The 22,577-nt window shown below is 60.4% G+C and carries 19 protein-coding genes; 8 read left to right on the forward strand and 11 right to left on the reverse strand.

Annotation, left to right across the window (positions count from 1 at the left end; translation table 11 throughout):
- Positions 1 to 154 precede the first annotated feature (154 nt).
- Entirely contained in the window at positions 155 to 2,215 is a 2,061-nt protein-coding gene (gene recG / locus ACKVY0_RS11150) for an ATP-dependent DNA helicase RecG (protein ID WP_409214893.1), read from the reverse strand.
- Between the two features lie 59 nt (positions 2,216 to 2,274).
- On the opposite strand from recG, the gene ACKVY0_RS11155 reads away from it, so the two are divergent.
- Entirely contained in the window at positions 2,275 to 2,439 is a 165-nt protein-coding gene (locus tag ACKVY0_RS11155) for a hypothetical protein (protein WP_409214894.1), read from the forward strand.
- Positions 2,440 to 2,501: 62 nt separating this feature from the next.
- On the opposite strand, the gene ACKVY0_RS11160 is transcribed toward ACKVY0_RS11155, so the two are convergent.
- Together ACKVY0_RS11160 and ACKVY0_RS11165 are read right to left on the reverse strand one after the other, a co-directional pair.
- Positions 2,502 to 5,582 (reverse strand): PSD1 and planctomycete cytochrome C domain-containing protein, encoded by a 3,081-nt coding sequence (locus ACKVY0_RS11160; RefSeq protein WP_409214895.1) that lies wholly within the window; start codon positions 5,580 to 5,582, stop codon positions 2,502 to 2,504.
- 41 nt (positions 5,583 to 5,623) lie between these two features.
- Complete coding sequence (locus tag ACKVY0_RS11165; protein ID WP_409214896.1) at positions 5,624 to 6,589, reverse strand: phosphatidate cytidylyltransferase; 966 nt, start codon at positions 6,587 to 6,589, stop codon at positions 5,624 to 5,626.
- A 99-nt stretch (positions 6,590 to 6,688) separates the two neighbouring features.
- On the opposite strand from ACKVY0_RS11165, the gene ACKVY0_RS11170 reads away from it, so the two are divergent.
- Positions 6,689 to 8,029: a sulfatase gene (locus ACKVY0_RS11170; RefSeq protein WP_409214897.1), complete on the forward strand. Its 1,341-nt coding sequence runs from the start codon at positions 6,689 to 6,691 to the stop codon at positions 8,027 to 8,029.
- Between the two features lie 7 nt (positions 8,030 to 8,036).
- Here the strand turns inward: ACKVY0_RS11170 and ACKVY0_RS11175 are convergent, their stop codons facing one another.
- Positions 8,037 to 8,915 (reverse strand): alpha/beta hydrolase, encoded by an 879-nt coding sequence (locus ACKVY0_RS11175; RefSeq protein WP_409214898.1) that lies wholly within the window; start codon positions 8,913 to 8,915, stop codon positions 8,037 to 8,039.
- Positions 8,916 to 9,014: 99 nt separating this feature from the next.
- Between ACKVY0_RS11175 and ACKVY0_RS11180 the strand changes: the two genes are divergently transcribed.
- A complete protein-coding gene (locus ACKVY0_RS11180; RefSeq protein WP_409214899.1) occupies positions 9,015 to 10,760 on the forward strand; it encodes an endo-1,4-beta-xylanase in 1,746 nt (581 codons plus the stop codon).
- Positions 10,761 to 10,888: 128 nt separating this feature from the next.
- Here the strand turns inward: ACKVY0_RS11180 and ACKVY0_RS11185 are convergent, their stop codons facing one another.
- Positions 10,889 to 11,074 carry a hypothetical protein gene (locus tag ACKVY0_RS11185; protein WP_409214900.1) on the reverse strand — a complete coding sequence of 62 codons (186 nt, stop codon included), beginning with the start codon at positions 11,072 to 11,074 and terminating at the stop codon, positions 10,889 to 10,891.
- A 3-nt stretch (positions 11,075 to 11,077) separates the two neighbouring features.
- Here ACKVY0_RS11185 and ACKVY0_RS11190 point away from each other — a divergent pair, with 3 nt between their 5' ends.
- Together ACKVY0_RS11190 and ACKVY0_RS11195 are read left to right on the forward strand one after the other, a co-directional pair.
- A complete protein-coding gene (locus ACKVY0_RS11190; protein WP_409214901.1) occupies positions 11,078 to 11,353 on the forward strand; it encodes a hypothetical protein in 276 nt (91 codons plus the stop codon).
- Positions 11,354 to 11,372: 19 nt separating this feature from the next.
- The gene (locus ACKVY0_RS11195; RefSeq protein ID WP_409214902.1) at positions 11,373 to 11,669 is read left to right on the forward strand and encodes a Dabb family protein; all 297 of its coding nucleotides are present in this window, start codon (positions 11,373 to 11,375) and stop codon (positions 11,667 to 11,669) included.
- A gap of 101 nt (positions 11,670 to 11,770) precedes the next feature.
- Here ACKVY0_RS11195 and ACKVY0_RS11200 read toward each other — a convergent pair whose 3' ends face one another.
- The gene (locus ACKVY0_RS11200; RefSeq protein ID WP_409214903.1) at positions 11,771 to 12,130 is read right to left on the reverse strand and encodes an SWIB/MDM2 domain-containing protein; all 360 of its coding nucleotides are present in this window, start codon (positions 12,128 to 12,130) and stop codon (positions 11,771 to 11,773) included.
- Between the two features lie 303 nt (positions 12,131 to 12,433).
- On the opposite strand from ACKVY0_RS11200, the gene ACKVY0_RS11205 reads away from it, so the two are divergent.
- A complete protein-coding gene (locus tag ACKVY0_RS11205; RefSeq protein ID WP_409214904.1) occupies positions 12,434 to 13,732 on the forward strand; it encodes a serine/threonine-protein kinase in 1,299 nt (432 codons plus the stop codon).
- A 75-nt stretch (positions 13,733 to 13,807) separates the two neighbouring features.
- Positions 13,808 to 14,422, forward strand: coding sequence for an MIP/aquaporin family protein (locus ACKVY0_RS11210; RefSeq protein ID WP_409214905.1), 615 nt, complete (start codon positions 13,808 to 13,810; stop codon positions 14,420 to 14,422).
- A gap of 66 nt (positions 14,423 to 14,488) precedes the next feature.
- On the opposite strand, the gene ACKVY0_RS11215 is transcribed toward ACKVY0_RS11210, so the two are convergent.
- Positions 14,489 to 15,646, reverse strand: a complete 1,158-nt coding sequence (locus ACKVY0_RS11215; protein WP_409214906.1) for a Gfo/Idh/MocA family protein — start codon at positions 15,644 to 15,646, stop codon at positions 14,489 to 14,491.
- A gap of 79 nt (positions 15,647 to 15,725) precedes the next feature.
- Here ACKVY0_RS11215 and ACKVY0_RS11220 point away from each other — a divergent pair, with 79 nt between their 5' ends.
- Positions 15,726 to 16,811: a Gfo/Idh/MocA family protein gene (locus tag ACKVY0_RS11220; protein WP_409214907.1), complete on the forward strand. Its 1,086-nt coding sequence runs from the start codon at positions 15,726 to 15,728 to the stop codon at positions 16,809 to 16,811.
- 9 nt (positions 16,812 to 16,820) lie between these two features.
- Here the strand turns inward: ACKVY0_RS11220 and ACKVY0_RS11225 are convergent, their stop codons facing one another.
- From ACKVY0_RS11225 to ACKVY0_RS11240, 4 genes are all read right to left on the reverse strand, one after another.
- Positions 16,821 to 20,450: a PQQ-dependent sugar dehydrogenase gene (locus tag ACKVY0_RS11225; protein WP_409214908.1), complete on the reverse strand. Its 3,630-nt coding sequence runs from the start codon at positions 20,448 to 20,450 to the stop codon at positions 16,821 to 16,823.
- Positions 20,451 to 20,535: 85 nt separating this feature from the next.
- Complete coding sequence (locus ACKVY0_RS11230) at positions 20,536 to 21,051, reverse strand: type II toxin-antitoxin system VapC family toxin (protein ID WP_409214909.1); 516 nt, start codon at positions 21,049 to 21,051, stop codon at positions 20,536 to 20,538.
- A complete protein-coding gene (locus tag ACKVY0_RS11235) occupies positions 21,014 to 21,202 on the reverse strand; it encodes a hypothetical protein (RefSeq protein WP_409214910.1) in 189 nt (62 codons plus the stop codon). The genes ACKVY0_RS11230 and ACKVY0_RS11235 overlap by 38 nt, the downstream gene beginning before the upstream one ends.
- A 48-nt stretch (positions 21,203 to 21,250) precedes the next feature.
- On the reverse strand, positions 21,251 to 22,576 hold the full coding sequence (locus tag ACKVY0_RS11240) for a PQQ-binding-like beta-propeller repeat protein (RefSeq protein WP_409214911.1): 1,326 nt from the start codon (positions 22,574 to 22,576) through the stop codon (positions 21,251 to 21,253).
- Position 22,577 lies beyond the last annotated feature (1 nt).

Raw genomic sequence — 22,577 nt, forward strand, 5'->3', positions numbered from 1 at the left:
AGCAATTGAACACACGTCACGCACGACGACGCCGAGATGCGACCAACGCGCAGCGCCGTCAAAGGAAGAAGCTGGGACTGCCAAAACAACGAAAATCACGCCGGAATACCTAACAAGGTAGAATTAAATAAGCCATGCCTCAGAGCCAGACGTCTCACTGCATCATCGCCTGCGCCTTCTCAGCGATCACCGGTTCATCACGGAACGTTGCCAAAGCCGGGCGCAGCAGTTGCGGATCTTCATCCAGCGTCTTTTCCGCAAGCTGACGCGCCAGCCGCACCAGTCGCGTATCCGCCAGCAGTTCGCCAAACAGCAGCGGGGCCTGCCCGCTCTGCGCGTGGCCTAAAACATCGCCCGGACCACGCCGCCGCAGGTCTTCCTCGGCGATCTGGAAGCCGTCGCTCGTCTCCTCCATGATCGCCAGCCGCTGGCGGTTCTCCTCGTCCTTATCATCCACAAACAGCACGCAGTAGCTCATGTGCGCCCCACGTCCGATGCGCCCGCGCAACTGATGCAACTGCGCGAGCCCAAACCGGCCCGCGTCGTGAATGAACATCACCGTCGCATTCGGCACATCAATGCCCACCTCGATGACCGTCGTCGCAACCAGCGCATCCAGCTTGCCCGCACGGAAGCGTTTCATCACGTCCTCCTTCTCCTCCGCGCTCATCCGGCCATGCAGCAGCCCCACCTCACAGGGCGCGAGCAGTTTGGACCACTCCTCGTAGCCTTTCGTCGCCGCTCCCGCCTCCAGCTTGTCCGATTCATCAATCAGCGCATACACGATGTAACCCTGGCGACCTTCCTCGATCTGCTCGCGCAAAAACTTCGCCGCGTCCTTCAGCTTCGTCTTCGGTCGCACCTTCGTGACGATCTTCACGCCATCGCGCGGCTTCTGGTCGATCGTCGAGACTTCCAGATCGCCGTAAATCGTCAGTGTCAGCGTACGCGGGATCGGCGTGGCCGTCATCACCAGCACATCCGGCGTGTCGCCCTTGCGGATCAGCTTCGCCCGCTGCGCCACACCAAACTTGTGCTGCTCATCGATCACCACGATTCCCGTGTTGTGCATCAGTTCCGCATCATGCAGCAGCGCGTGCGTGCCGATCACGATCTCCGTCTGACCCGTCGGACTGGTCTGACGCGTCTGACCCGTGCGCAACGCCACACGCAGTCCCAGCGGCTCCAGCCACTTGCGTGCATTGCGCGCATGCTGCTCGGCCAAAATCTGCGTCGGTGCCATAAGCACGGCCTGCCGACCGGATTCGACCGCCCGTAGCATCGCCGCGAAAGCCACCACCGTTTTGCCGCTGCCCACATCGCCGTGCAGCAGCCGATTCATCGGCGCACCGGAGGCCATGTCGCGATGAATCTCGTCCAAGCAGCGTTGCTGCGCTGTCGTGAGCTGAAAGGGCAATTCGTTGAAAAAATCACGCAGCAACTCGCCCGTGCCGATTTGTTTGCGCCCGCCGGATTCGATCACCCGCCGTTTCCGCCGTGCCACACGGAGCTGGTAGCCGTAAAACTCCTCCAGCGCCAGATAGCGCCGCGACTGCTCCAGTTTCTCCATGCTCGACGGAAAATGCACCTCCCGCAGTGCCAGCGCACGCGTCTGACCCGCGAACTCGCCCTCCGCACTCGGTGTCGGCAGCAGATCATCGACGAATGACACCGGCAGCGCCTGACACACATGCCACACCGCCACGCGCAGCGCCTTCTGCGTCATCGCTCCCTTCAGGCGGTAGATCGGCGTGATGCGCCCGGTGTGAATCTGCTCCGCATCGTCATCCGCGCCGCCTTTGACGATCTCATACTCCGGATGCGACATGCTCAGGCGGCCCTTCGAGTCCTTGATCACCCCATACACGATCAATTCCTGCCCCTCGGCGATCACCCGGCTCATGAACGGCATGTTCCACCACTTCAGCGTCAGCTGCTGGCCCAGCAGACCCGTCGCATGCCGCACCACCGCCTCAAACACGCCGGAACGGCCGCCAAAGAACTTGTTCCCCGTCTTCGTGACCAAAACATGATGGCACGACGGCAGCGGCCCCGCCTGAAACGCCATCGCCTGCATGTGCCGCCGGTCCTCATGCCGGAACGGCAGATGCCACACCACATCCGCCACCGTTTTGACGCCCTCCTTCGCCAACAACCGCGCCGCATGCACAGGCAGGCTGGGAACATCGGCAAGAGACAGATCGAGTGGAATCACCGCGTGAGATGGAATGCGCGGCCGTGAGTGTCAAAGCTGATCTTTAAGACTATGAGGGCTTGCAACACTTCATCTCCGACGGATGTGCCATCACTCCGGAACTCGCTTTCGAGCTGCGCATCGAACTACACGGTCAAGCCAACCCCGTGCATGACGCCCTCACCGAGCACATCGAGATGGTGATCTGCTTTTCGTCGGCGGACCGAGTGACGGAGTTTGAATGACGCAGCACGTAAGTCTTGAAGCATTGGGGCTTCATTCCTCATTCTGGTTTCGTCATTTTTGCTCACCCCTTTGTCACCGCCTCGTCGAGATTCATCACCAGATTCGCCACCAGGGTCCACGCCGCGAGTTCGGCGGGATTGAGCTTCTCGTCGGGCTTCGATTCGCCGTAGCTGATGGCCTTCTTCGCCTCCTCGGGCTTCGCGGCATAGGCGGCGAGGTGTTTGTCGAGCGACTGGCGGATGATTTCGGCCTCCTGAGCATTGGGGAAGCGGCCGGTGGTGATGCGGAACAGCGCGGTGATGCGCGCATCGGTGCTGGTGTTGGTTTGCATCACCTGCTGGGCGAAATTGCGCGCGGCCTCGAAGAACTGCACGTCATTCATGAGCGTGAGCGCCTGAAGCGGCGTGTTGCTGCGCTCGCGGCGCAGGCAGTAGCTCTCGCGGTTTGGAGCATCGAACGAGGTCATGTTCGGCGGCGGTGCGGTGCGCTTCCAGAAGGTGTAAAGGCTGCGGCGGTAGAGCGACTCGCCGTGGTCCTGGATGTAGTTGCGCGTGTTGCTGCCGCCGAAACCGACGGGTTCCCAGATGTTCTCCGGCTGGTAGGGCTTCACGCCTTTGCCACCGATCTTTGGACTGAGCAAACCGGACACAAACAAGGCCTGATCGCGCACCACCTCGGCATCGAGGCGGAAGCGCGGCCCATGGGCGAGCAGGCGGTTCTCTGGGTCTTTCTGCAAACTGAGCACTGAACACTGAGCACTTTGTCTGTAGGCATGCGAGGTCACGATCAGCTTCACGAACGCCTTCATGTCCCAGCCGCTCTCGCGAAACGACACTGCCAGCCAGTCGAGCAGTTCGGGATGACTCGGTGGCTCGCCTTGCGAGCCGAAATCATTGCTGGTCTTCACCAAGCCAGTGCCGAAGAACTGCTGCCACAGTCGATTCGCCTGCACGCGGGCCGTGAGCGGATGCTGCGGGCTCACCAGCCATTTCGCGAGGTCCATGCGGCTGTAGTTGTCCTGCTTCGGCAGCGGCGGGAAAATGGCCGGTGTGCCGCGAGTAACCTTGTCCTTCGGCTTGTCATACTGGCCGCGCTCCATGATGAAGCTGTCCCGCTGCTGCGGCAGATCGGCCATGACGAAGGTGGCGGGGATCACCTCATCGAGAGCTTTCTTTTTCGACTCAAACGCGAGTTTCTCACCGCGCACGCCATCAACGATGCTGCGCGCACCTTGATACTCGTTTTCAAACCACCACTCTTTGAGACGGGCGACTTCCTTTTCCGGCCATTCAGCGGCTTTCTTGCCACGCACAAGGGTTTGCAGGTCATTCGGCAGACCTTCGATGCGTTTGCCCTGGCTCTTCTCAGTCCACATCTTCCACGACCACTGCGGATCCTTCGCGGGATCGACACGCGAACTCATCGCCATGTGATCCCAGTACACTGTGCCGCCGAACTGCGTGAACGCATAGCCGGTGACCTTGATGCCCGGTTTCAAACCGAGACGCTCGGCCGGAACTTCGAGCTTCACCCACTCGCCCGCCTTCGGCAGTGCTCCCATCTGCACCTTTTCGGGCGTGCGCACCTGGCCGAAGGGAATCGCGCCTTCCTCACCCCACACTGCGCGATGATTCCATCCTGCGGTGTGAAATTGCAGCATGACCGCCTTCGGTGGATTTGCCGGATCAATGTAGCAATAGGTCGTGAGCTTGCCGTTCGGCGGAATCTCAAATTTCGCGCCATTCGCAAAGAAATCCTGCGCCACTCCTGTCGCGGTGCGTTTCAGCGCCGTATTGCCGCTGAACACGGGGCCTTTGTCCTTGCTCACAAAGGTCGTTTTATCGCCACCGCTCGATTCCAAGTTTGCACCCGCCGGAAACGCATCTTCAAACCACACCGTCTCGCTCGTCTGCACCGGCGGCGGTGGATTCAGCGTGGTGGGGTCGATGTAGTTCAGGCTCTTGATCGCCTCGCGGATCTTCGTCTGTGTGGCGGCGATGTTTTGCTCCAGTTCCGTGAGCTGCTTTTTTTGTTCAGCGGTGCTGAGCTTCAAAATCGGCGGCGTCATCAAAATGTTGCCGTCCATGCCCGGATCGGCGGCGCTGTTGAAGAACGCATACATCGAGTAAAACTCCTTCTGCGAGATCGGATCGAACTTGTGATCGTGACACACCGCGCAGCCCGCCGTGAGGCCCATCCACACTGCCATCGTCGTGTCCGTGCGGTCCACGGCATAGCGGAAGACAAACTCCTCATTGATGCTGCCGCCTTCGCTCGTCGTCACGTTGCAGCGATTGAAACCGGACGCGATCTGCTGGTCCGTCGTCGTATTCGGCAGCAGATCACCCGCGAGCTGCCACACCGTGAACTGATCATACGGCAGGTTCGCATTGAAGGCGCGCACCACCCAGTCGCGGTAGGGCCACATGCTGCGCTCGTTGTCGAGATGCAGACCATGCGTGTCCGCATACCGCGCCGCATCCAGCCAGTAGCGCCCCATGTGCTCGCCATAGCGCTCCGACTTCAGCAGCCGTGCGACGACTTTCTCATACGCATCCGGGCTGCTGTCCGCGAGAAACGCGTCGATCTCTGCCAAAGTCGGCGGCAGGCCGGTCAAATCGAGCGTCACACGACGAATCAGCGTCTCCTTGGATGCTTCCGACGAAGGCGAAAGCCCTTCATCAGCCAGTCTCGCCTGAATAAAGGCATCAATCCCGTTTTTGACCATGCCCTTGACCGATGGCGGTGCTGCTTTGACCGGAGCCTCAAACGCCCAATGTTTCTTGTACTCCGCCCCTTCCTTGATCCAGCGCTGCAAAATTTCGATTTGTGCCGGTGTCACCTTCTTGTGCGAGTCCGGCGGCGGCATCACTTCGTCTTCATCTTTCGACAGCATGCGTAGGATGACCGTGCTCGCGTCTGGATTGCCCGGCTTGATCGGATACGCCCCTTCAATCGCCGCATACGCTCCCTCGGCTGTATCCAGCCGCAAATCCGCCTTCCGCTTCTTCGCGTCCAGCCCGTGGCAGGCGAAGCAGTTATCACTCAGGATTGGCCGAATATCGCGGTTGAAATCGAGCTTCGTCGCCCCCTGGGCAGAGGCGATGACAACAGCAGAAACAAGGCAGGTGCGGAAAATCATGGTGCTGGTGTACGTCCGCCATGCTCAGCGGCTTTCCGCCATCACGCATCGAACGCATAGCGCACCACATGGAAAAACACTGGCGCGGCGAAGCTCAGCGAGTCCATGCGGTCCATGACACCGCCGTGACCGCCAATGGCGGTGCCCCAGTCTTTAACGCCGCGATCACGTTTGATCGCCGACATCACCAGACCACCGGCGAAGCCCATGAGCACAATGATGGCTGACATGCCTACTGCCTGCAGCGGTGAAAACGGTGTGGCCCACCACAACGCCGCGCCGAGGCCCACGGTCGTCACACCGCCACCGATCAAGCCTTCCCACGTTTTGCCCGGACTCACGCTGGGCGCGATCTTGTGTTTGCCACAAGTTTTGCCCCACACGTACTGCATCACATCACTCATCTCGACGACAGCGACGAACCAGAACAGCAGCTTCGCGTTCTGGCCTGCAAAGCCGGGAATTTTGAGCAGCAGCAGGATCGCTGGCGCGTAGCTGATGCAATACACGCACACCATCAGCCCCCATTGGATCTTCGCCGTGCGTTCCAGAAAACGCTCGCAGTCACCCGCCATCGCCGTGCGCAACGGCACGAACAGAAAGGCGTAAACCGGGATCAAAATCGTGAACATGCCAAACCACGCCGTCGCCAGGAAGTAGTAATGCAGCGGCGTGATGATGAAGAACACCCAGAACAGCGTGCGGTGGTCCCCCGGCTTTGTCGGTGACAACGTGATGAACTCCCGCAGCGCCATGAATGAGCACAGCCCGAACAAGATCGTGGTCCCGATGTTCCCCAGCGCCAGCGCCCCTGCAAACACCGCCACCATCAGCCACCACGCGTTCGTGCGGGCGTTCAAATTCGCCATGGTGGCCTTGGCCGCGTCTGTGCTCGCTCGCTTTGCCAAAACAAAGCCGATGGCTGATGCGATCACCAACAGCCCCAGCGTGCCGCCGATGAGGTAGATGAGAGCAGGATCACCTGCGATGGGAATGAAGGACGGCATGGAGCCAAGCAATAGCATGATGACGCCCGCTCCTGCGAGAAAAATCAGCGACGGACGATGGCTGTAATTTTCATCCGCGCCGCACGTTTCAGCGCGACCATGAAGCTGACCCACCTTGCCTTCGCGCTGCTTTCCTTCACCACGCTGGCAGCCGCCGCCGGCAAACCCAACGTGCTCGTGATCCTCGCTGACGACCTCGGCTGGGGCGAGCTTGGCTGCCAGGGCTTTGCCAAGGACATCCCGACGCCAAACATCGACAGCATCGCGAAGAACGGCGTGCGTTTCACCAGCGGCTACGTCAGCGGACCGTATTGCAGTCCGACGCGGGCGGGTTTCATGACGGGACGTTATCAAAACCGTTTCGGGCATGAGTTCAATCCAGGTCCGGCGGAAGCGGCGGTGGAGCATTTTGGTCTGCCGCTCACGGAAACGACGATCGGCGACCGCATGAAAGCCGCAGGTTATGCCACGGCGTGGATCGGCAAATCACATCTCGGCTACAAACCGGAGTTTCATCCGCTGAAGCGCGGCTTTGACTATTTCCACGGCTTCCTTGGCGGTGCGCATGATTACTTCGACGCGACTGGCGACAAGGCGAACCCTGTTCTGAAAGGCACGGAGATCGTCCCGAAACTCGAATACACCACCGACACCTTTGCCAGCGAGGCCGCAGGCTTCATCGGGCGCAGCCAGGACAAGCCGTGGTTCGTCTATCTCGCCTTCAACGCCGTGCATTCACCCATGCAGGCCACGGAAAAGTATCTGAGCCGCTTTCCCGGCATCGAAGGCAAACGCAAGGCCTTTGCCGGCATGCTTTCCGCCATGGACGATGGTGTCGGCAGCGTGCTGGCGAAAATCCGTGAACTCGGCCAGGAGGAGAACACTCTGGTCATTTTCTTCAGCGACAACGGCGGCCCCACGCCGCAGACCACCAGCCAGAACGGCTCGTTGCGTGGTTTCAAGTCCCAGACCTGGGAAGGTGGCATTCGAGTGCCGTTCATGATGCAGTGGAAGGGACGCATTCCAGCGGGACAGGTCGATGACCGCCCCGTGATCCAGCTCGACATCCATCCCACCGCGCTCGCCGCCGCCGGAGTCGAGATCGACCCTGCGTGGAAGCTCGATGGCGCGAATCTGCTGCCCTACATCACCGGTGAAAACAAAGCCGCGCCGCATGAGGCGCTCTACTGGCGCTTTGGTGATCAGATGGCGTTGCGCCAAGGCGACTGGAAGTTGGTGGAAGCCCGCGATGGTGGCGGCAGGGCACTCTACAATCTCAAAGACGACATCGGCGAGAAGAACAACCTCGCCACCAGTGAACCAGACAAGCTGAAGCAAATGACCGCAGCCTGGGATGCGTGGAATGCAACCCTGATGCCACCGAAGTGGGGCCAAGCGAACAGGGCGGGCAAAGGAAAGAAGAAAAAGAAGGCGAAGTGAGGCGGCTTCAGCGCTTCACGCCATTCGCCTGGATGAACTCCAGGATCGCCACGCGTGCCGGATCGCCGTCCTTCTCGATCTCGCTGGCGATGCTGCCGTGCGTGCGATCTTTGATCATGCGGCTGGTGACACGCTTGTTGCCGACGCCGCGCATCAGCGCAGCGAAGAAGGCGTTCTCCTCCGCCCGTGCCGCCATGTCGCGATCTGCATACAACACGAGGAAAGGCGGCGTGTCGGCACGCACGAAGTGGACGGGCGCGGCCTCATCGGCGGTGATGGCATTCTTCGGTTCGCCACGCTCAGCTCGGATCGTGTAGTGCGTCATCGTTTGACCACTCACGGGGATGAATCCGGCGATGCCAGCGAGTTTCACACCTGCATCGGCAAGGTAATGCGCGTCCATGCCGAGCATCAGCGTCAGGTAGCCGCCTGCGGAGTGACCGCCGACGAAAACCTTCGTTGCATCACCACCGTGCTCGGTGATGTGCGCCTGAGTCCAGGCCACGGCTGCTGCGGCGTCTTGAATGTAAGCCGGAAACCTAGCCTTCGGGCTGAGACGATAATTCGGCGACACCACCGCAATGCCCGCCGTCGCCAGACTGCGGGCGATCTGTGCTGTCTTGACCGAGTCGCTCTTGATCTGCTGGCCATTCTTGTCGCCATTGGTCAAACCACCGCCGTGAAACCACACCAGCGTCGCGAAGTCCTTGCCCGCTTTTGGCAGATAGACATCGAGTTTGCAGCGCTCCTTCTCGTAGTCGCTCAGAGCATCGCCCTGCTTGTAAGGCACATCGGTCAGCACGCGCACACTGTCCGGGGCGACGGTTTCCGCATGCAGTGCGGTGATGGAAAGCGCGAGGACGAGAGCGAGGTGGCGGAAGATCATGGTGGGGCGATTGTAGCGACGGGCGAGAGCTTCTGGCAACAGCGATTCCGTTCGAGGCAGGTGGTTGCGAAAGCGCTCTGCGGCATCCACGATGGTCGGATGAATCACCTTCTTTGCCTTGCGCTGCTCCTGATTGCACTCTGCCCGCTGCATGCACTGAATGTGCCGCAGGGTGGCATGGAGATCGGCGGTGCTTTGCAAGCTTCGGCCAACGAGAGGGCTGGCAAGGTCGAGGAACTCGCGACGGGGAAACGCATCACCATCACGCAAGCGGATGAGGCGAAGTCCTACAACGCGCAGTTCACAGCACCCTGCACTGCGGCCATTGCCAAGGATGAGCGCGTGCTTGCCATCATCAAGGCGCGTGTCGTGGGCGATGCAAAGTTTGGCGAGGTGCAGGCGAAGTTGCAGCTCAGAGCAGCGCCTTACACCTCGTTTGGCCCGGCGATTGGCATCGTCATCCATCGCGAATGGCTGGAGCAACCGGTCACCTTCGTCGCGACAGACGACATCCCGGCTGACAAAGCCGCCGTGGCGCTGCTGTGCGGTCAAAAGGCACAGAGCATCGAGATCGAGAGCATTCGCGTGCTCAAATTCCCCGCCAGCATCGACATTGCCGCCTTTCCTCGTGCCAAAGGCATCAAGCGTAGCTACCCAGGCCGTGAAGCCGACGCGCCATGGCGCAAGGCGGCGCTGGAGCGCATCGAGCAGCAGCGCAAAGCCGATCTCTCGCTCACGCTGACCGGTGCCGACGGCCAACCGCTCGCCGACACCGAGGTGAAGCTCACGCTGCGCAAACATGAGTTCGGTTTTGGTTCTGCCATCAGAGCGAAGCACATTTCCGGCACCAGCGACGATGACCAGCGTCATCGCGACATCGTCGAGCGGCTGTTCAGCATCGTGGTGTTTGAAAACGATCTCAAAGACGGCAACTGGTCGCCCGAGTTCGACGAGAACCGCCGCAGCCAGCGCAATGCCGAACTGGATCAAGCCTTCGCCTGGTGCGCGAAGCGTCACGTCGCCGTGCGTGGTCATTACTTGATGCAGATCGCCACGCCGTTCAATTTTCAGTCGATCAAGGACAACGCTGTCATTCGCACGAGCATCCTCGACAGCGTGCGTGAGCGCATGAGCTTCGTGAAGGACCGCGTCATCGAGTGGGACGTGATCAATCACCCCATCGCCTGGGATGGGGCGGACATGCTGAACAAACGCCCCGGCTTGGAGCACATTGATCGCGAGGTGTTTGAACTCGCACGCTCGCTGACGAAGCTGCCGTTCTTCGTCAATGAAGATCAAGTCTTCCGCCCAGGCCCTCAGTGCGAAAACACCTTTGCCTACATCAAGGCACTGAACGCCGCCGGCCTCACCGTGGCAGGTCTCGGCAATCAGGCGCACTTCGACGAGACTTATCTGCCATCCCCGGAGCATCTGCTCGCCGTGGCGGATCGCTTCACGAAGGTCGTGCCACATCAGGCGATCACCGAATATGACGTCATCACCACTGATGATGAAGAACTCGCCGCCGACTACACGCGCGATGTCCTCATCGCCGTCTTCAGCCATCCGGCTTACACCAGTTTTTTGCTCTGGGGCTTTTGGGAGGGTTCCCATTGGAAACCTGAAGCCGCTTCATGGAACAAAGACTGGACGCCCCGCACTCGCGCCAAGGTGCTGGAAGAATGGATCGGCCAGAAATGGCATACTGAAGTCAGTTTGAAGACCGACGCAGCTGGTCGCGTGAGCTGGCGCGGATTTTCAGGTTGGTATGACGTGACGGTGTCATCGCAGACAAAGTCGTTTCCCGTCACGAAAGCGAAACCGCAGGCCGAAGTGAAGCTTTGAGCCACTTCCCCGCCTACCATGCATTTCTCACCCGCAGTTTGTGGCGGCGCGGGGTTGTAGCGCGGAATTCCGATTCCGCGACGGCACCGTCTCGGTATCGGAATACCGAGCTACAAAAAAGGCCGCCGTCACGCTGTTTCACTTTCACGAGAGAGTGTGAGAAATGCAGGATAGAACTCCTGCAGGACTTGCAGCGAGATGAACTGGCCGGACTTTTGGATCACTGGAAGGAACGCGGCTGCAAGGCGACCATCACCGATGGCGTCCTCAGTATGAGAAACACTGGGAAGCCAGGAATGGCCTTCCTTGGTCATGGCATGGCCAAGATGAACGGTCCGGCGGTGGTGAAGCTGCGGGTGCGCAGCCAGACCGGCGGCGCAGGCAAGATCGACTCGCATCCCAACACCTCCGCCGACCTCAGCATCGTTCATTCAGCGCCGCTGGAGATCAAATCGGGCGACTGGCAGGAATTGACGGTCGAACTCAAAGACAAAGGTCCGCTTGGCACGATGCGCGTCTATTTGCCGGATGCGGAGATCGATTTCATCGAAGTCGCGCCCGTGAATGGAAAAGCGCAACGCTGGGACTTCTGAGATCGTTGGTTCTTGTCCCATGATCCGTCACACCGTCGCCTTTCGTCTCAAGCATGCGCCCGGCTCCGCCGCCGAGCGTGATTTTCTTCAAGCCGCCTGTGAACTCGCGAAGATCGGAGGCGTGCAAAAGTTCGAGTGTCTGCGCCAGACGAGCGCCAAGAACCCGTTCACCTTCGGCCTCTCGATGGAGTTCGTCGATGCGGCTGCTTACGCCTTCTACAGCGATCATCCTGATCACATCGCTTTCGTGCAGCAGCGCTGGGTTCCAGAGGTGGCCGAGTTCATGGAACTCGACTACGTGCTGCACACACTCTGAGCGTGTCGCCACAACCACAGAGCCGTGGGGAGATCGAGCACGAACAAAAAAGCGCCGCGCCTGGTCAAACCGGGCGCGGCGTCGAGGAATGCAGGATCGAATCAGGCACCGATGTGGTTGGAGACCAGCTTGGTCATCTCAAACATCGTCACCTGCTTCTTGCCGCCGAACACGGCCTTCAATGCGTCATCGGCATTGATGTTGCGCTTGTTCTTGGCGTCCTGGAGACCGTTCTTCTTGATGTAGTCCCAGAGCTTCTTTGTGATCTGGCCACGAGGAGCGGGTTTGCTGCCGACGACGACCGCGAGGATCGCATCAGGCTGCACCGGCTTCATCAGGGCTGGATTTGGCTTACGTTTGGCTGCGGGCTTCTTGGCGGCCTTTTTGGCTGCCGGTTTGGCTGCCGGTTTGGCGGCTTTTTTGGCTGCCGGTTTGGATTTGGTTGCTGCTTTCTTGGCCATAGTGTTGTTGGCGGCTGTTGCCGTATTTGCAGGTTATGAGAGCGAGCCGTGAAGCGTCAACGCAAATTTCAGCATTCTTTAGGGTTGTTTCCCTGCGCAGAAGTGTTCGTTGCCGTTCTTGACGAGCGGGTGACTGCCGCTGCGGAATGCCCCCAGAAGGTGTCGCAGTTCGGGAACAGTGCGGTCTTTCGTTAGCGTGTGACGGCCATGCATCAGTCTGAAGATCAGGCGTGAACGGAACACGGCTCCAGTCGTAATTTTTCTCGCCGCCGGGTGAATGGGCGGGTAATAATGCGCCACTTTATGTCCGAAGCAGCCGCACCCACTGATCAGCCGTCGTTCGATGTTCCCAGCATCGAGGAGATGTCCGCCTACCTGCCGCAGTTCAGGTTTGAAAAACTCGCGGCCTGCGGTGGCATGGGCGCGGTGTACAAAGCCTACCAAGACAGCCTGGAGCGCCGCGTGGGGGTGAAAATCCTGCCGCCCAAGTTTAGCGCGGAACAGGGGTTCGCCGACCGCTTTAAAATCGAGGCGCGGGCGATGGCGAAGCTCAATCACACGAACATTGTGGGTGTGTACGATTTTGGTATCACGCCGGGCGGCCATCTGTACCTCGTGATGGAATGGATCGAGGGTCGCTCGCTGCACGATCTCATCCACAAGACCAACCTGCCGTTGCGCAAGGCCACGAACCTGGCCATGCAGCTCTGCGAGGCGCTAAGCTTCGCGCACCAGCACGGCATCATCCACCGCGACATCAAGCCAGGGAACATCATGGTCAATGACGCCGACCATGTGAAAGTGGCGGACTTTGGACTGGCACGTCCCACAAATGAGGCGGAGGAGGACAACCCGATGGGTACGCCGGACTACGCCGCTCCGGAGATTCGTGGCGGCAGTGTGACGGACCATCGTGTGGACATTTATGCTGCGGGCGTGGCGCTCTATGAGATGCTGACCGGCCGTGTGCCGGAGACGCCACGCCGCCCGGTCACGTTGTATGCCAAGGTGTCGCCGCGCTGGGACGACATCATCGCCAAGGCCCTCCATCCCGATCCCGAGAAGCGCTACCAGGATGCGGGTGAGTTTCGTGCTTATATCAATGCGGCGATGAAGCAGGAGTCTGGCGTTGAGCAGCCGGACACACTCGATCACCGGCCCAAGGGGCCGCCGCAGAAGAAAGCCGCTGCAATGACGCAAAAGCAGCAGATGGGGCTGACGTTTGGCTTCGTGGGACTGGTGTTGGCCGCGCTGGCAGCGTTGATTTTCTGGCCTGCCTCCAAGAAAAGCTCAGCTTCATCTGCGAACATGGGCACTGCAGCAGCCACGCCGGCAGAAGTGAGCGCCGTAATCGAGAAGCTGGAGCAAAATGATGCGGAGCTGGCGCGGCTGGTGAACTCGTTTGCGCAGGACTGGGAGGCCAGTGGGGCGAACCAGTCGCCAGCCTTCGCTGAAAAGCTGCGTTCGACGCTGCTTGCAGCGACGAAGGCGAAAGCGAAAGACCGTGCGGAGGCGGCACGACGTGCGGACATTGTGGCCGCGGAGCTGGCGAAGCTGAGTGGCGCTCCGTCATTGCAGGCGCTCAAGCAGGCGGCGAAATAGCGCTTTGGGCCGGCCTGAAACCTTGCGGGAGTTTTGCTTGCCAAACCCCTGTGTATTTCGTCTTATTCCCCCGCCATGAAGAAATACATCACAGAACTTATCGGAACCTTCTTTCTCGTCTATGCCGTCGGTCACAACGTGATCGGTGGAAACCCGCTTGCACCCATCGGCATCGGCCTCGCCCTCGCTGTCATGATTTATGCCGGTGGGCACATCTCCGGCGCGCACTTCAATCCTGCCGTCACCGTAGCGGTCTGGCTGCGCGGCAAGTGCGACACGAAGGATGTCGTCCCCTATATCCTGTGCCAGGTCGGCGGCGCGTTGCTGGCGGCCATGGCGGTGAGCTGGTTGCGCGGCAAGGCGACGGCTCCGGCGGATTTTGTCCTCAGCAAGCTGATCGTGGCCGAGATCATCGGCACTTTTGCGCTGGCCTGGGTGGTGCTGAACGTTGCCACCACGAAGGCAAATACGAACAACAGCTTCTACGGCGCGGCGATCGGCCTGACGGTGACGATGGGTGCCTTTGCCGTCGGCAACATTTCAGGTGCGGCCTTCAATCCGGCAGTCGCCACCGGAGCGGTGGCGATGAACATCCTCAAAAGCGGCCAGCTCTGGGCCTACTGGGTGTTCTGCATCACCGGTGCTGGCGTGGCGGCCTTTGTGTTCAATAAATTGAAGGTGGACGAGTAACTCTTCGGCACAGCATCCAAACAAAAAGCCGCCACCCATCACTGGGTGGCGGCTTTGTTTTGAAGATTAGCGGAAACTCTTCGCGAAGTCATCAGCGGTCGCTTTCGCAACGACCTTAGTCTTCTGGAAAGTCGAGGCTTCGCCTTTTTCGATCAAAATGCGCTCATAATCGGCGGCGGACATGGGCAGCGTGATGGTGGCATCCTGCCAGGTGGAAAGCAGGATGGCGTTGGCGAGTTCGACGCTGCGGATGCCTTCGGCGGCGGGCGACAGCAGATGCTCGCCTTTCAAAATGGCATTGGTGAAGTTCTGCAGAATCTCGACGTGCTGTCCGCCGGTCTGCTCGACCGGAATGTTCATATGCCAGCTCTCTGGCATGGCGAATGCGGCCTCCGCTTCCATGCAAAACTTGCTCATCGGCTTGCGATTGCGCTGGAAGTGGATCGTTGTGCCGTCGGTGACGGTCAGGCGGCCCTGTTCGGCGGAAATTTCGAGCTTGTTGATGCCCGGCGCTTCGCCGGTGCTGGTGACAAACGTGGCCGTGGTGCCGTTGTCGTATTGCATCACGGCAGTGACATCGTCCTCGACCTCGATCTCATGGAAGCGGCCAAACTGGCAGAAGCCGCGCACTTTTTGCGGCATGCCGAACAGCCATTGGAACAGGTCGAGGTTGTGCGGGCATTGATTCATCAGCACGCCGCCGCCTTCACCCTTCCATGTGCCGCGCCAGCCGCCGGTGGCGTAGTAGTAATTGGTGCGGAACCAGTTCGTCACCTCCCAATGCACGCGGCGCACGGCACCGATCTCGCCGCTGTCGATGAGGTCTTTGACCTTCCTGAAGCAGGCGTTCGTGCGCATGTTGAACATGGCGGCGAAAATTTTGCTCTTGTCTGTGTGCGCAGCGATCAGGCGCTCGCAGTCGGCCTTGTGGACGGAAATCGGCTTCTCCACCAGCACATGCAGCCCGGCTTTGAGCGCCTCGATGCCGATGGTGGTGTGACTGAAATGCGGGGTGCAGATAAGGATCGCGTCGATGTGGCCGCTGCGAATCATCAGGTTCACGTCCGTGAAGGCTTTCTCGCCTTCCACCAAGTTCGGCAGCGTGCCAACGCTCTCGCACAGCGCCGTGACGCGCAGTCCTGGCACTTTGCCCGCGCGGATGTTCGCGAGGTGCGCTTTGCCCATGTTTCCGAGACCAACAATGCCAATTCTGACGGTTTCCATGGCGCGAGCCTAGCAGGCCGGTCGGGACGGTCAAGCACTCCGCAGTTGCGCATTGGGTGGCACGCCTGCATTTTCCAGCATGCGACCACCAAGCAGCCTCACGATCTGGATCATCCTCGTCATGGGATGGCTGTCGGCGTTAGGGCGCACGCACCTCATGGCAGACGACCTTCGCATCGGCATCATCGGCCTCGACACCTCGCATTCGGAGCAGTTCGCGCTGCGGCTGAATGATCCGGCCAATCCCAATCACATCCCCGGCGCACGCGTCGTCGTGGCCTTTCCCGGCGGCAGTCCCGACATCGAGGAAAGCAAATCACGTCTCGACGGCTTCACCGCCGCGCTGCGTGATAAATTCGGTGTGCGCATCGTCGCCAGCGTGGCCGAGGCCTGCAAAGACGTGGATGCCATCCTGCTGCTCAGCCTCGATGGCCGCCCGCGTCTGGAGCAGATGAAACAAATCATCGCCGCAGGCAAACCGGTGTTCATGGACAAGCCGGTCGCCGCTTCATTGAAGGACGCCGTGACCATCTACCAGCTCGCCGCCACGGCCAAGGTGCCCGTCTTCAGCGCCTCCGCCGTGCGCTGGTATCCCGGCGTGCTCGAAGTTGCCAACGCTGAGCCGACACCCGCACGCAGTGCCCTCTCCTACGGTCCTGCGCATGTCCTGCCGCATCATCCCGACCTCTTTTTCTACGGCATTCATCCGGCGGAGGCGCTGTTCACCGTCATGGGTTCCGGCTGCCTCTCCGTGACCCGCACCACCACGGCATCCGCCTCCATCGTCACTGGTTTGTGGTCCGGCAGCCGCACCGGCACCCTGCACGCCATTCATGAAGGGGCGAAGGGTTACAAGCTCACCCGCTTCGGCGACAGCAAGATCACCGAACAAAAGTCCGAAGGCGATTACACGCCGATGCTGAGCGAGATCATCAAATTCTTCCAGACCAAGCAGCCGCCTGTCTCCGCGAAGCAGACGCTGGAGATCTACGCCTTCATGGAAGCCGCCGAAGAAAGTAAGCGCAAGGATGGCACACGCATCTCGCTGCGCGAAGTCATGGTCAGAGCCGGTGCTCCTGAGGCCTGGCTGCCCGAGGACAGCAAAGCCAAGCCAGCGCCGCCGAAGTCAGTACCAAAAAACCTGCCAAGGCCGGGTGGAACGTGAACCGCAGGCTCACTCCTCCTCAATCCGCACGCGGAAGAAGCGCTGGCCGCTGCTGGCGGGTGTGGTGAAGACCGTGGTGCCTGCGGGTTGTGGCAGGCCGTTGTTGCCGGGCACATCCCAGAGCTGCCAGTCGATAAGGTTGGTCGAGGTTTCGATCTGGAAACGGCGGTTGGCGGGCAAACTCACGCCGAGGCTGGCACTGCCGTTTTGGACGCTGATCTGCGGCTGGGCGGGACCGCCGTTGCTCAGCGGCAATGATCCGGCCAGAAATTCGTGCTCGTTGCTCCGACCATCGCCATCAGCATCGACAGCCGGCGCTCCATTGAGATCATTCCCAAAGTGAGCCGTGCGCCATTGAGCGTAGCTTTGGCGTGAGGTGAGCTGGTTGATCCAGTTGGTCATCAACGTGATGCCGCCTTGATCCAACTCGTTGCTTCCGAGCGGCGGCATGCGCGTGAAGCCATTCGTCACGGCGATGCGGTTGAGCACGATGGAATGCGTGGTGTCACCGGCGACGATGAGACGGTTGAGCGGATCGGTGCCGCTCTGAGTCGCGATGCCGTTGAGCAGACCGGTTTGGGCAAAGGTTCGGTCTGCACGCCCATCCCATGAGCCGGTGGCGTGGCAGTTGGCGCAATTCACGGCGAGATAGCTGCGGGCACGTGATTCGAGCGAGAACGCGGTTTCATCGGGCCGCACATGGCGCGGCAGCACGTTTGGAGACTCAGGAGTGTTCGTGAAATATCCGGCGAGGCGCAAGAGGTCGATCTGATTGCCAGTTTGGCCGTGGATCGTGTCACTGCGGTTCATCTGCCGCGTGTTGAAGCTCAGCGCGTGCCCGGCCTGCGGATTGTGGCAGGTCATGCACTCCGCACGACTCGGAATGCGGTAGTGTTGCGTGCCGACGCCGGTGATGTTGATGTCGAATTCCTCGCCCGCGTCCGCCACCAGCGTGGCCTCCGTTTGTGCAGCGTTCCAGCGGTAGCTCACGCCGTAGCTGCCAGTGGCGTTTTTGACGAGCAGACGCGTCTCGATGCGCTGCGAGGTCGCGGGATTGCCGCGCGTGGTTTCGAGATCGAAATGCTTCACCCAGATCATGCCGTCGGGATAGGTCCACGCGCCTTCGCGGCTCCACGTCATGTCCGCAGCATCAGGAATGATGAACCAGCGGCGTTTGAGCGCGAAGTCGCTCCAGAACGGCAAATTCACGAAATACGGCAGCAGGCCGGGTGCGGGCGAGAGATCACTCAAATCAGCAAATAGGCCGGTTTCACTCAAAGTGGCCGGATAATCACCACTGCCAGCACCGGTGACGAGCCGCAGGATGCGGCCTTCATTGATGTCCACCATGAGCACATCACCATTCGAGGGATCAGCGCCAAACGCAACCTGGCCTGCATCGCCGGTGAGGCGCTGCACATTCACCTGCGCACCATTCCGCCGCAGCGCCCAGATGTGACCGTCCACATAGTCGCCAAAAACATACGCGCCGGTGAGGTCTGGCAGACTCGTGCCGCGATACACGAAGCCACCGGTGATCGAGTGACCCTGGAACTCTCCACTGCCCAACTCGTATTCATAGAGCGGGTCGGTGTAACTGAAGCCCGGCAGCGCCTCGGCGGAATTTGGACCCGCGATGGTGCCTTCACGCCACGACCAGCCAAAGTTCGCGCCATTCGTGGCCAGATTGATCTCCTCACGCTGAATCTGGCCGACATCGCCGAGCCAGATTTCGCCCGTGGGCGCATCAATAGAGAAACGGAAGGGATTGCGCAGTCCAGAGCTGAAAAACTCCGTGCGCACGTTTGCAGCGGGAATGTTCACGCCATTGAAGACGACGTTGGGATTCGCGGTGACGAAGGGATTGCTCGCTGGCACCGAATAGCGTGCGATTCCGCCATCGCGCGGCACGCTGGCATGGATGTTTGGCTCTGGATTGCCTGGCTGCTTGTCCACGTCGATGCGCAGCAGCGCGCAGTGGAAATCCATGTCGATGCGCTGGCCGTAACGACGCGAATCAAACTGCCCTCCTCCATCGCCGAGCGAGATGTAGAGATAGCCGTCGGTGCCGAAATGCATGTCCGTGCCGAGATGATAACCGTTCGGATCGAGTTGCTGGATCAAGACCAGCTCGGAGGCCGTGTCCGCCGCATTCGGATTGCCGCCCTGCACATTGAAGCGGGAGATGCGGAAGTAACTCTGCCCGCCCGCCTGCACTGAATACCAGACGAAGAAGCGTCCGTTTGCCCCATGCTGCGGATGAAACGCCATGCTCATCAAGCCGCGATCTACGTTCGTCAGCAGCGTCTCGCCGCGTGAGGTGCAGAGCGCGGCGAGATTGAGAAACGTGGACGAGGTGGGCGAGCCAGCGGTCACATTCGGTATCAAGCGGATCGTGCCAGGCCGCTCGACGACAAAGAGCCGCAGCGCATCGCCCGGCGCGGTCGCTATGTTGATCGGCTGAGTGAAACCGAGCGCGCCAAACGCAGGCGTGGTCGCATAGGTCGTCGTGGGCGGCGTGACGGGCACATTGAGCGTCGAGTTCGCGATTCGCAGTGAAGTAGCAAACGTCAGCGTCACCGCCACTGGCGTGGCAAACCCCGCCGCGCTGTTCACACGATAGGTAAAGCTGTCACTAACCGGCGTGCCACTCATGTGGGTGTAAAGAATGCGCCCGCTGGCATCAGGAGCTGCCGTGCCGTGCTGTGGCGCTTGCACAATCTCGACTGTGGCCGCGTTGCCGCCCGGCGCATCGTTCGCCAGCACATTCACACGCACCTTCTGTCCGTGATGCAGCGTGGCGCTGTCCGGCTGCAAGACTGGCGGAGTGAAGTTCGCGTTTGCGCCCGCTGCCTGACTCGCGGTGACCTCCGCAGGCGTCAGCGCGTGATTGTAGATGCGGACCTCGTCATAGGCCACATTGGCGTTCGAGAGGACGTTCCATTGCGAGCGGCCGAGCCAGTTGTTCACGTCTTCGATGTCGCTCAGATGAAACGTCACCGCCCCCGAGGTGACGAGCACGCCATTCCGATACCACGAAACCGTCCCGCCGCTGACGGTATCCTGAAACGTGAACACATAATGATACGTCGTGCCCGCCGTGGTCGCCAGATTCGAGTCGAGATACAACGGTGTGCCACCATTGATGCGCGATCCCTGACGCTGCGTGTTCAGATTGTTGTCTCGATTGATCAGCAGCGCGAGGCCATCACTCGTCTCCGAAGTCGGTGGCACCGCGCCTGTCGTGCCCGTCCATTCACCCGCCGCACCAGCGCCATCGCCCGCATGATTCATGCGCCCAAAGTCGAACAACGGCTGGAAGAACCGCGCGGCAATCGGTGCCGCCCAAATCTCGATGGTGAGGTTCGTCTTCGATGAAATGAGGCCGTTCGGCAGATTTAAATACGCAGCGATCCCCGCCTCCGCCGTGCCACTCGTCGTGTTTCCTGGAAGCGTGATGCGTGAGCCGTCCAAAACGGCTCCATTGCCACGCAGCGTGACATTCGTGCCGGAAATCGTGTCCGCATAAACCGTACCCGCCGCAGGATTGCCCGCAGGCGCATTGAACGACCAGCGATGCAGCAGCGCCGCCTGCAAATCACAGACGAGCGCGAAAAAGAGTAGAAAACGAAGCTTCATACAGATGCATTGGCCGTCTGTGGCGGGCGGTTACAGAGCGGGGACACTTTTTTCTCAGCGCGGCTGCCGAATCGAACAGCCCCACCTACTTGCCACCGAGCAGCCGCACCACTCGGCGTGGCCAAGTGATGATGATTGGTTTCACATCGAAGCTGGCGAGCAGGACATGTAGCCGCTGATGATCGATGCCGTGGAGGTGAGCGTCCGCTGAGACGAGAATGTCCGCGCCGCACAGCGCCGCCTCCGCCACGATGAAGCTGTCGTGCCGTTCCTCCTCGGGGATCAGGCCCAGACGCCGCAACTCATCGCCGATGCGCTCCACGATGCCGTGTCCGACCGGTAGCAGGTTCAGCGGCGCGAAGCCCCACTGCTTGAGCGACCGCAGGGCCTTGGCGGCATAGTCGCGCTTCTCTTGTGTGTCGCCTCCGTTGACAAAGTGGACGAGTTCCTCAATCACGGTCGGCGTAACAATCAGGCGCGGCGTGGTGCGGCGTGCTTTTAGGGTGTCGAGACACTCCCAAGCCGCCTCATCCTCGCCAGCAAGTGCCATGAGCACGTTCGTGTCAGCGGCGACGAGTGGCGACTTTCGGTTCGTTGCCATAGATCATGACCATCGCCTGTGCCATGAGCGCGGCACGCTGTTTGTCCGTGAGGTTGTTGCACTTGGATCGGTTCTCCCGGCACATCTTCACCCACTTCGAGGGTGGCGGGGGGATGTCGGCATCGTCCTTGGTTTTCGCGGTTTTCTTCATGCGTTGAGTTTATGGGTATCAGGCTTCAATGCCAGTTCATTTTTCCACTCAGCGCACCTTGCGAATCGAATACAGCCGCTTGTCCGTGCGGATGAGCAGGCGGTCGCCTACCAGTGCCGGGGTGGCCATGCAGAGATCGTCGGGTGCCAGCGTGTTTTGATGCAGGAGTTCGAAGGTTTTGCCGGTGTGGAGCACATAACACACACCGTCTTCATTCAGGCAGTAGATGCGGTCGCCGCTGGCCCAGGGGGAGGTGGTGAAACCGGCGCTACGCTCTAGGCGCTGACGGTCGTAGTGCTGCGCGCCGGTTTTGGCGTCGAAACAACTGACGAGCGCACGATCATAGAGCACATAGAGCAGGCCGTTGTGGACGAGCGTGCTCGGATTGTAGGGCGCGATGCCGGGATTCGCCCACGCGATGAATTCGCTGCTTGTTTGCCCCTCCGGCAGTGTGAGATCGCCGCTGGCACCGGGTTTGATGGCGTAGATGGGCTTCATTTTGTCGCCCACATAGCCGGAGCTGACGTAGAGCAGGCCATCGGCGGCATACGGCGTGGCGATGGTGATGACGGACATGCCGCGCAGCTTCCACAGCGGTTTGCCATCGAGATCGTAGCTCATGATGGCACCGGTGCCGGGCGTGATGATCTCGGTGCGCTTGTCGTGCTGCCAGATGAAGGGTGTGGACCAGTTGCTCTTCTCCCAGCGCGGTGCGCGGAAGGCTTCTTTGCCGGTGTTTTTGTCGAGCGCGAGGAGATAGGACTGCTCGTCGTTGTCGCTCACATAATAGAGACGCTCGCCATGCAGCACGGGTGAGGCAGATGTGCCCCAGTTGTTGCGCATCTTGGGTGCGGGCAGCGTGTGCTGCCACACCTCACGACCATCGAGATCGAGGCAATATATGCCGACGCTGCCAAAGCAGGCATAGACGTTCTTGCCATCCGTGAGGGGTGTTTCGGAGGCGTAGCTGCTCTTGATGTGAATCGGTGTCAGCGGGCGGCCTTTGCGCACGGTTTTCTCCCAGATCACTTTGCCAGTGGCGAGTCCCAGGCACATCACCTTCCATTCATGCTCGCTCGCCGGAATCTCCGGGCGGTCTCCGCCAAAGTAGAGGCCCTTCTTCAAAGGCTCCGTCTCGCCGTGATTGATCACGGTGGTGAGAAAAACCCGATCTCCCCACACGATGGGCGATGACCAGCCGCGTCCAGGAATCTCCGCTTTCCATTCGATGTTCTCTGTGGCCGACCAGCGATCAGGAAGGTCAACACTGGTGGCAACACCACGCGAATCGGCTCCACGAAACTGCGGCCAGTTGGCAGGCTCAGCGTATGCCGTGGTGGCGATGATGAGAAGGGCGAGTGTGAGTGTTTGCATG

It is taken from the genome of Prosthecobacter sp., assembly GCF_046154365.1.
Taxonomy (GTDB): domain Bacteria; phylum Verrucomicrobiota; class Verrucomicrobiia; order Verrucomicrobiales; family Verrucomicrobiaceae; genus Prosthecobacter.

Coding starts and splice junctions, on each gene's coding strand:
- ACKVY0_RS11160 (WP_409214895.1), bottom strand. CDS start 5,582: ATGATTTTCCGCACCTGCCTTGTTTCTGCTGTTGTCATCGCCTCTGCC.
- ACKVY0_RS11165 (WP_409214896.1), bottom strand. CDS start 6,589: ATGCCGTCCTTCATTCCCATCGCAGGTGATCCTGCTCTCATCTACCTC.
- ACKVY0_RS11170 (WP_409214897.1), top strand. CDS start 6,689: ATGAAGCTGACCCACCTTGCCTTCGCGCTGCTTTCCTTCACCACGCTG.
- ACKVY0_RS11175 (WP_409214898.1), bottom strand. CDS start 8,915: ATGATCTTCCGCCACCTCGCTCTCGTCCTCGCGCTTTCCATCACCGCA.
- ACKVY0_RS11180 (WP_409214899.1), top strand. CDS start 9,015: ATGAATCACCTTCTTTGCCTTGCGCTGCTCCTGATTGCACTCTGCCCG.
- ACKVY0_RS11185 (WP_409214900.1), bottom strand. CDS start 11,074: ATGACCAAGGAAGGCCATTCCTGGCTTCCCAGTGTTTCTCATACTGAG.
- ACKVY0_RS11190 (WP_409214901.1), top strand. CDS start 11,078: ATGGCCAAGATGAACGGTCCGGCGGTGGTGAAGCTGCGGGTGCGCAGC.
- ACKVY0_RS11195 (WP_409214902.1), top strand. CDS start 11,373: ATGATCCGTCACACCGTCGCCTTTCGTCTCAAGCATGCGCCCGGCTCC.
- ACKVY0_RS11200 (WP_409214903.1), bottom strand. CDS start 12,130: ATGGCCAAGAAAGCAGCAACCAAATCCAAACCGGCAGCCAAAAAAGCC.
- ACKVY0_RS11205 (WP_409214904.1), top strand. CDS start 12,434: ATGTCCGAAGCAGCCGCACCCACTGATCAGCCGTCGTTCGATGTTCCC.
- ACKVY0_RS11210 (WP_409214905.1), top strand. CDS start 13,808: ATGAAGAAATACATCACAGAACTTATCGGAACCTTCTTTCTCGTCTAT.
- ACKVY0_RS11215 (WP_409214906.1), bottom strand. CDS start 15,646: ATGGAAACCGTCAGAATTGGCATTGTTGGTCTCGGAAACATGGGCAAA.
- ACKVY0_RS11220 (WP_409214907.1), top strand. CDS start 15,726: ATGCGACCACCAAGCAGCCTCACGATCTGGATCATCCTCGTCATGGGA.
- ACKVY0_RS11225 (WP_409214908.1), bottom strand. CDS start 20,450: ATGAAGCTTCGTTTTCTACTCTTTTTCGCGCTCGTCTGTGATTTGCAG.
- ACKVY0_RS11230 (WP_409214909.1), bottom strand. CDS start 21,051: ATGGCAACGAACCGAAAGTCGCCACTCGTCGCCGCTGACACGAACGTG.
- ACKVY0_RS11235 (WP_409214910.1), bottom strand. CDS start 21,202: ATGAAGAAAACCGCGAAAACCAAGGACGATGCCGACATCCCCCCGCCA.
- ACKVY0_RS11240 (WP_409214911.1), bottom strand. CDS start 22,576: ATGCAAACACTCACACTCGCCCTTCTCATCATCGCCACCACGGCATAC.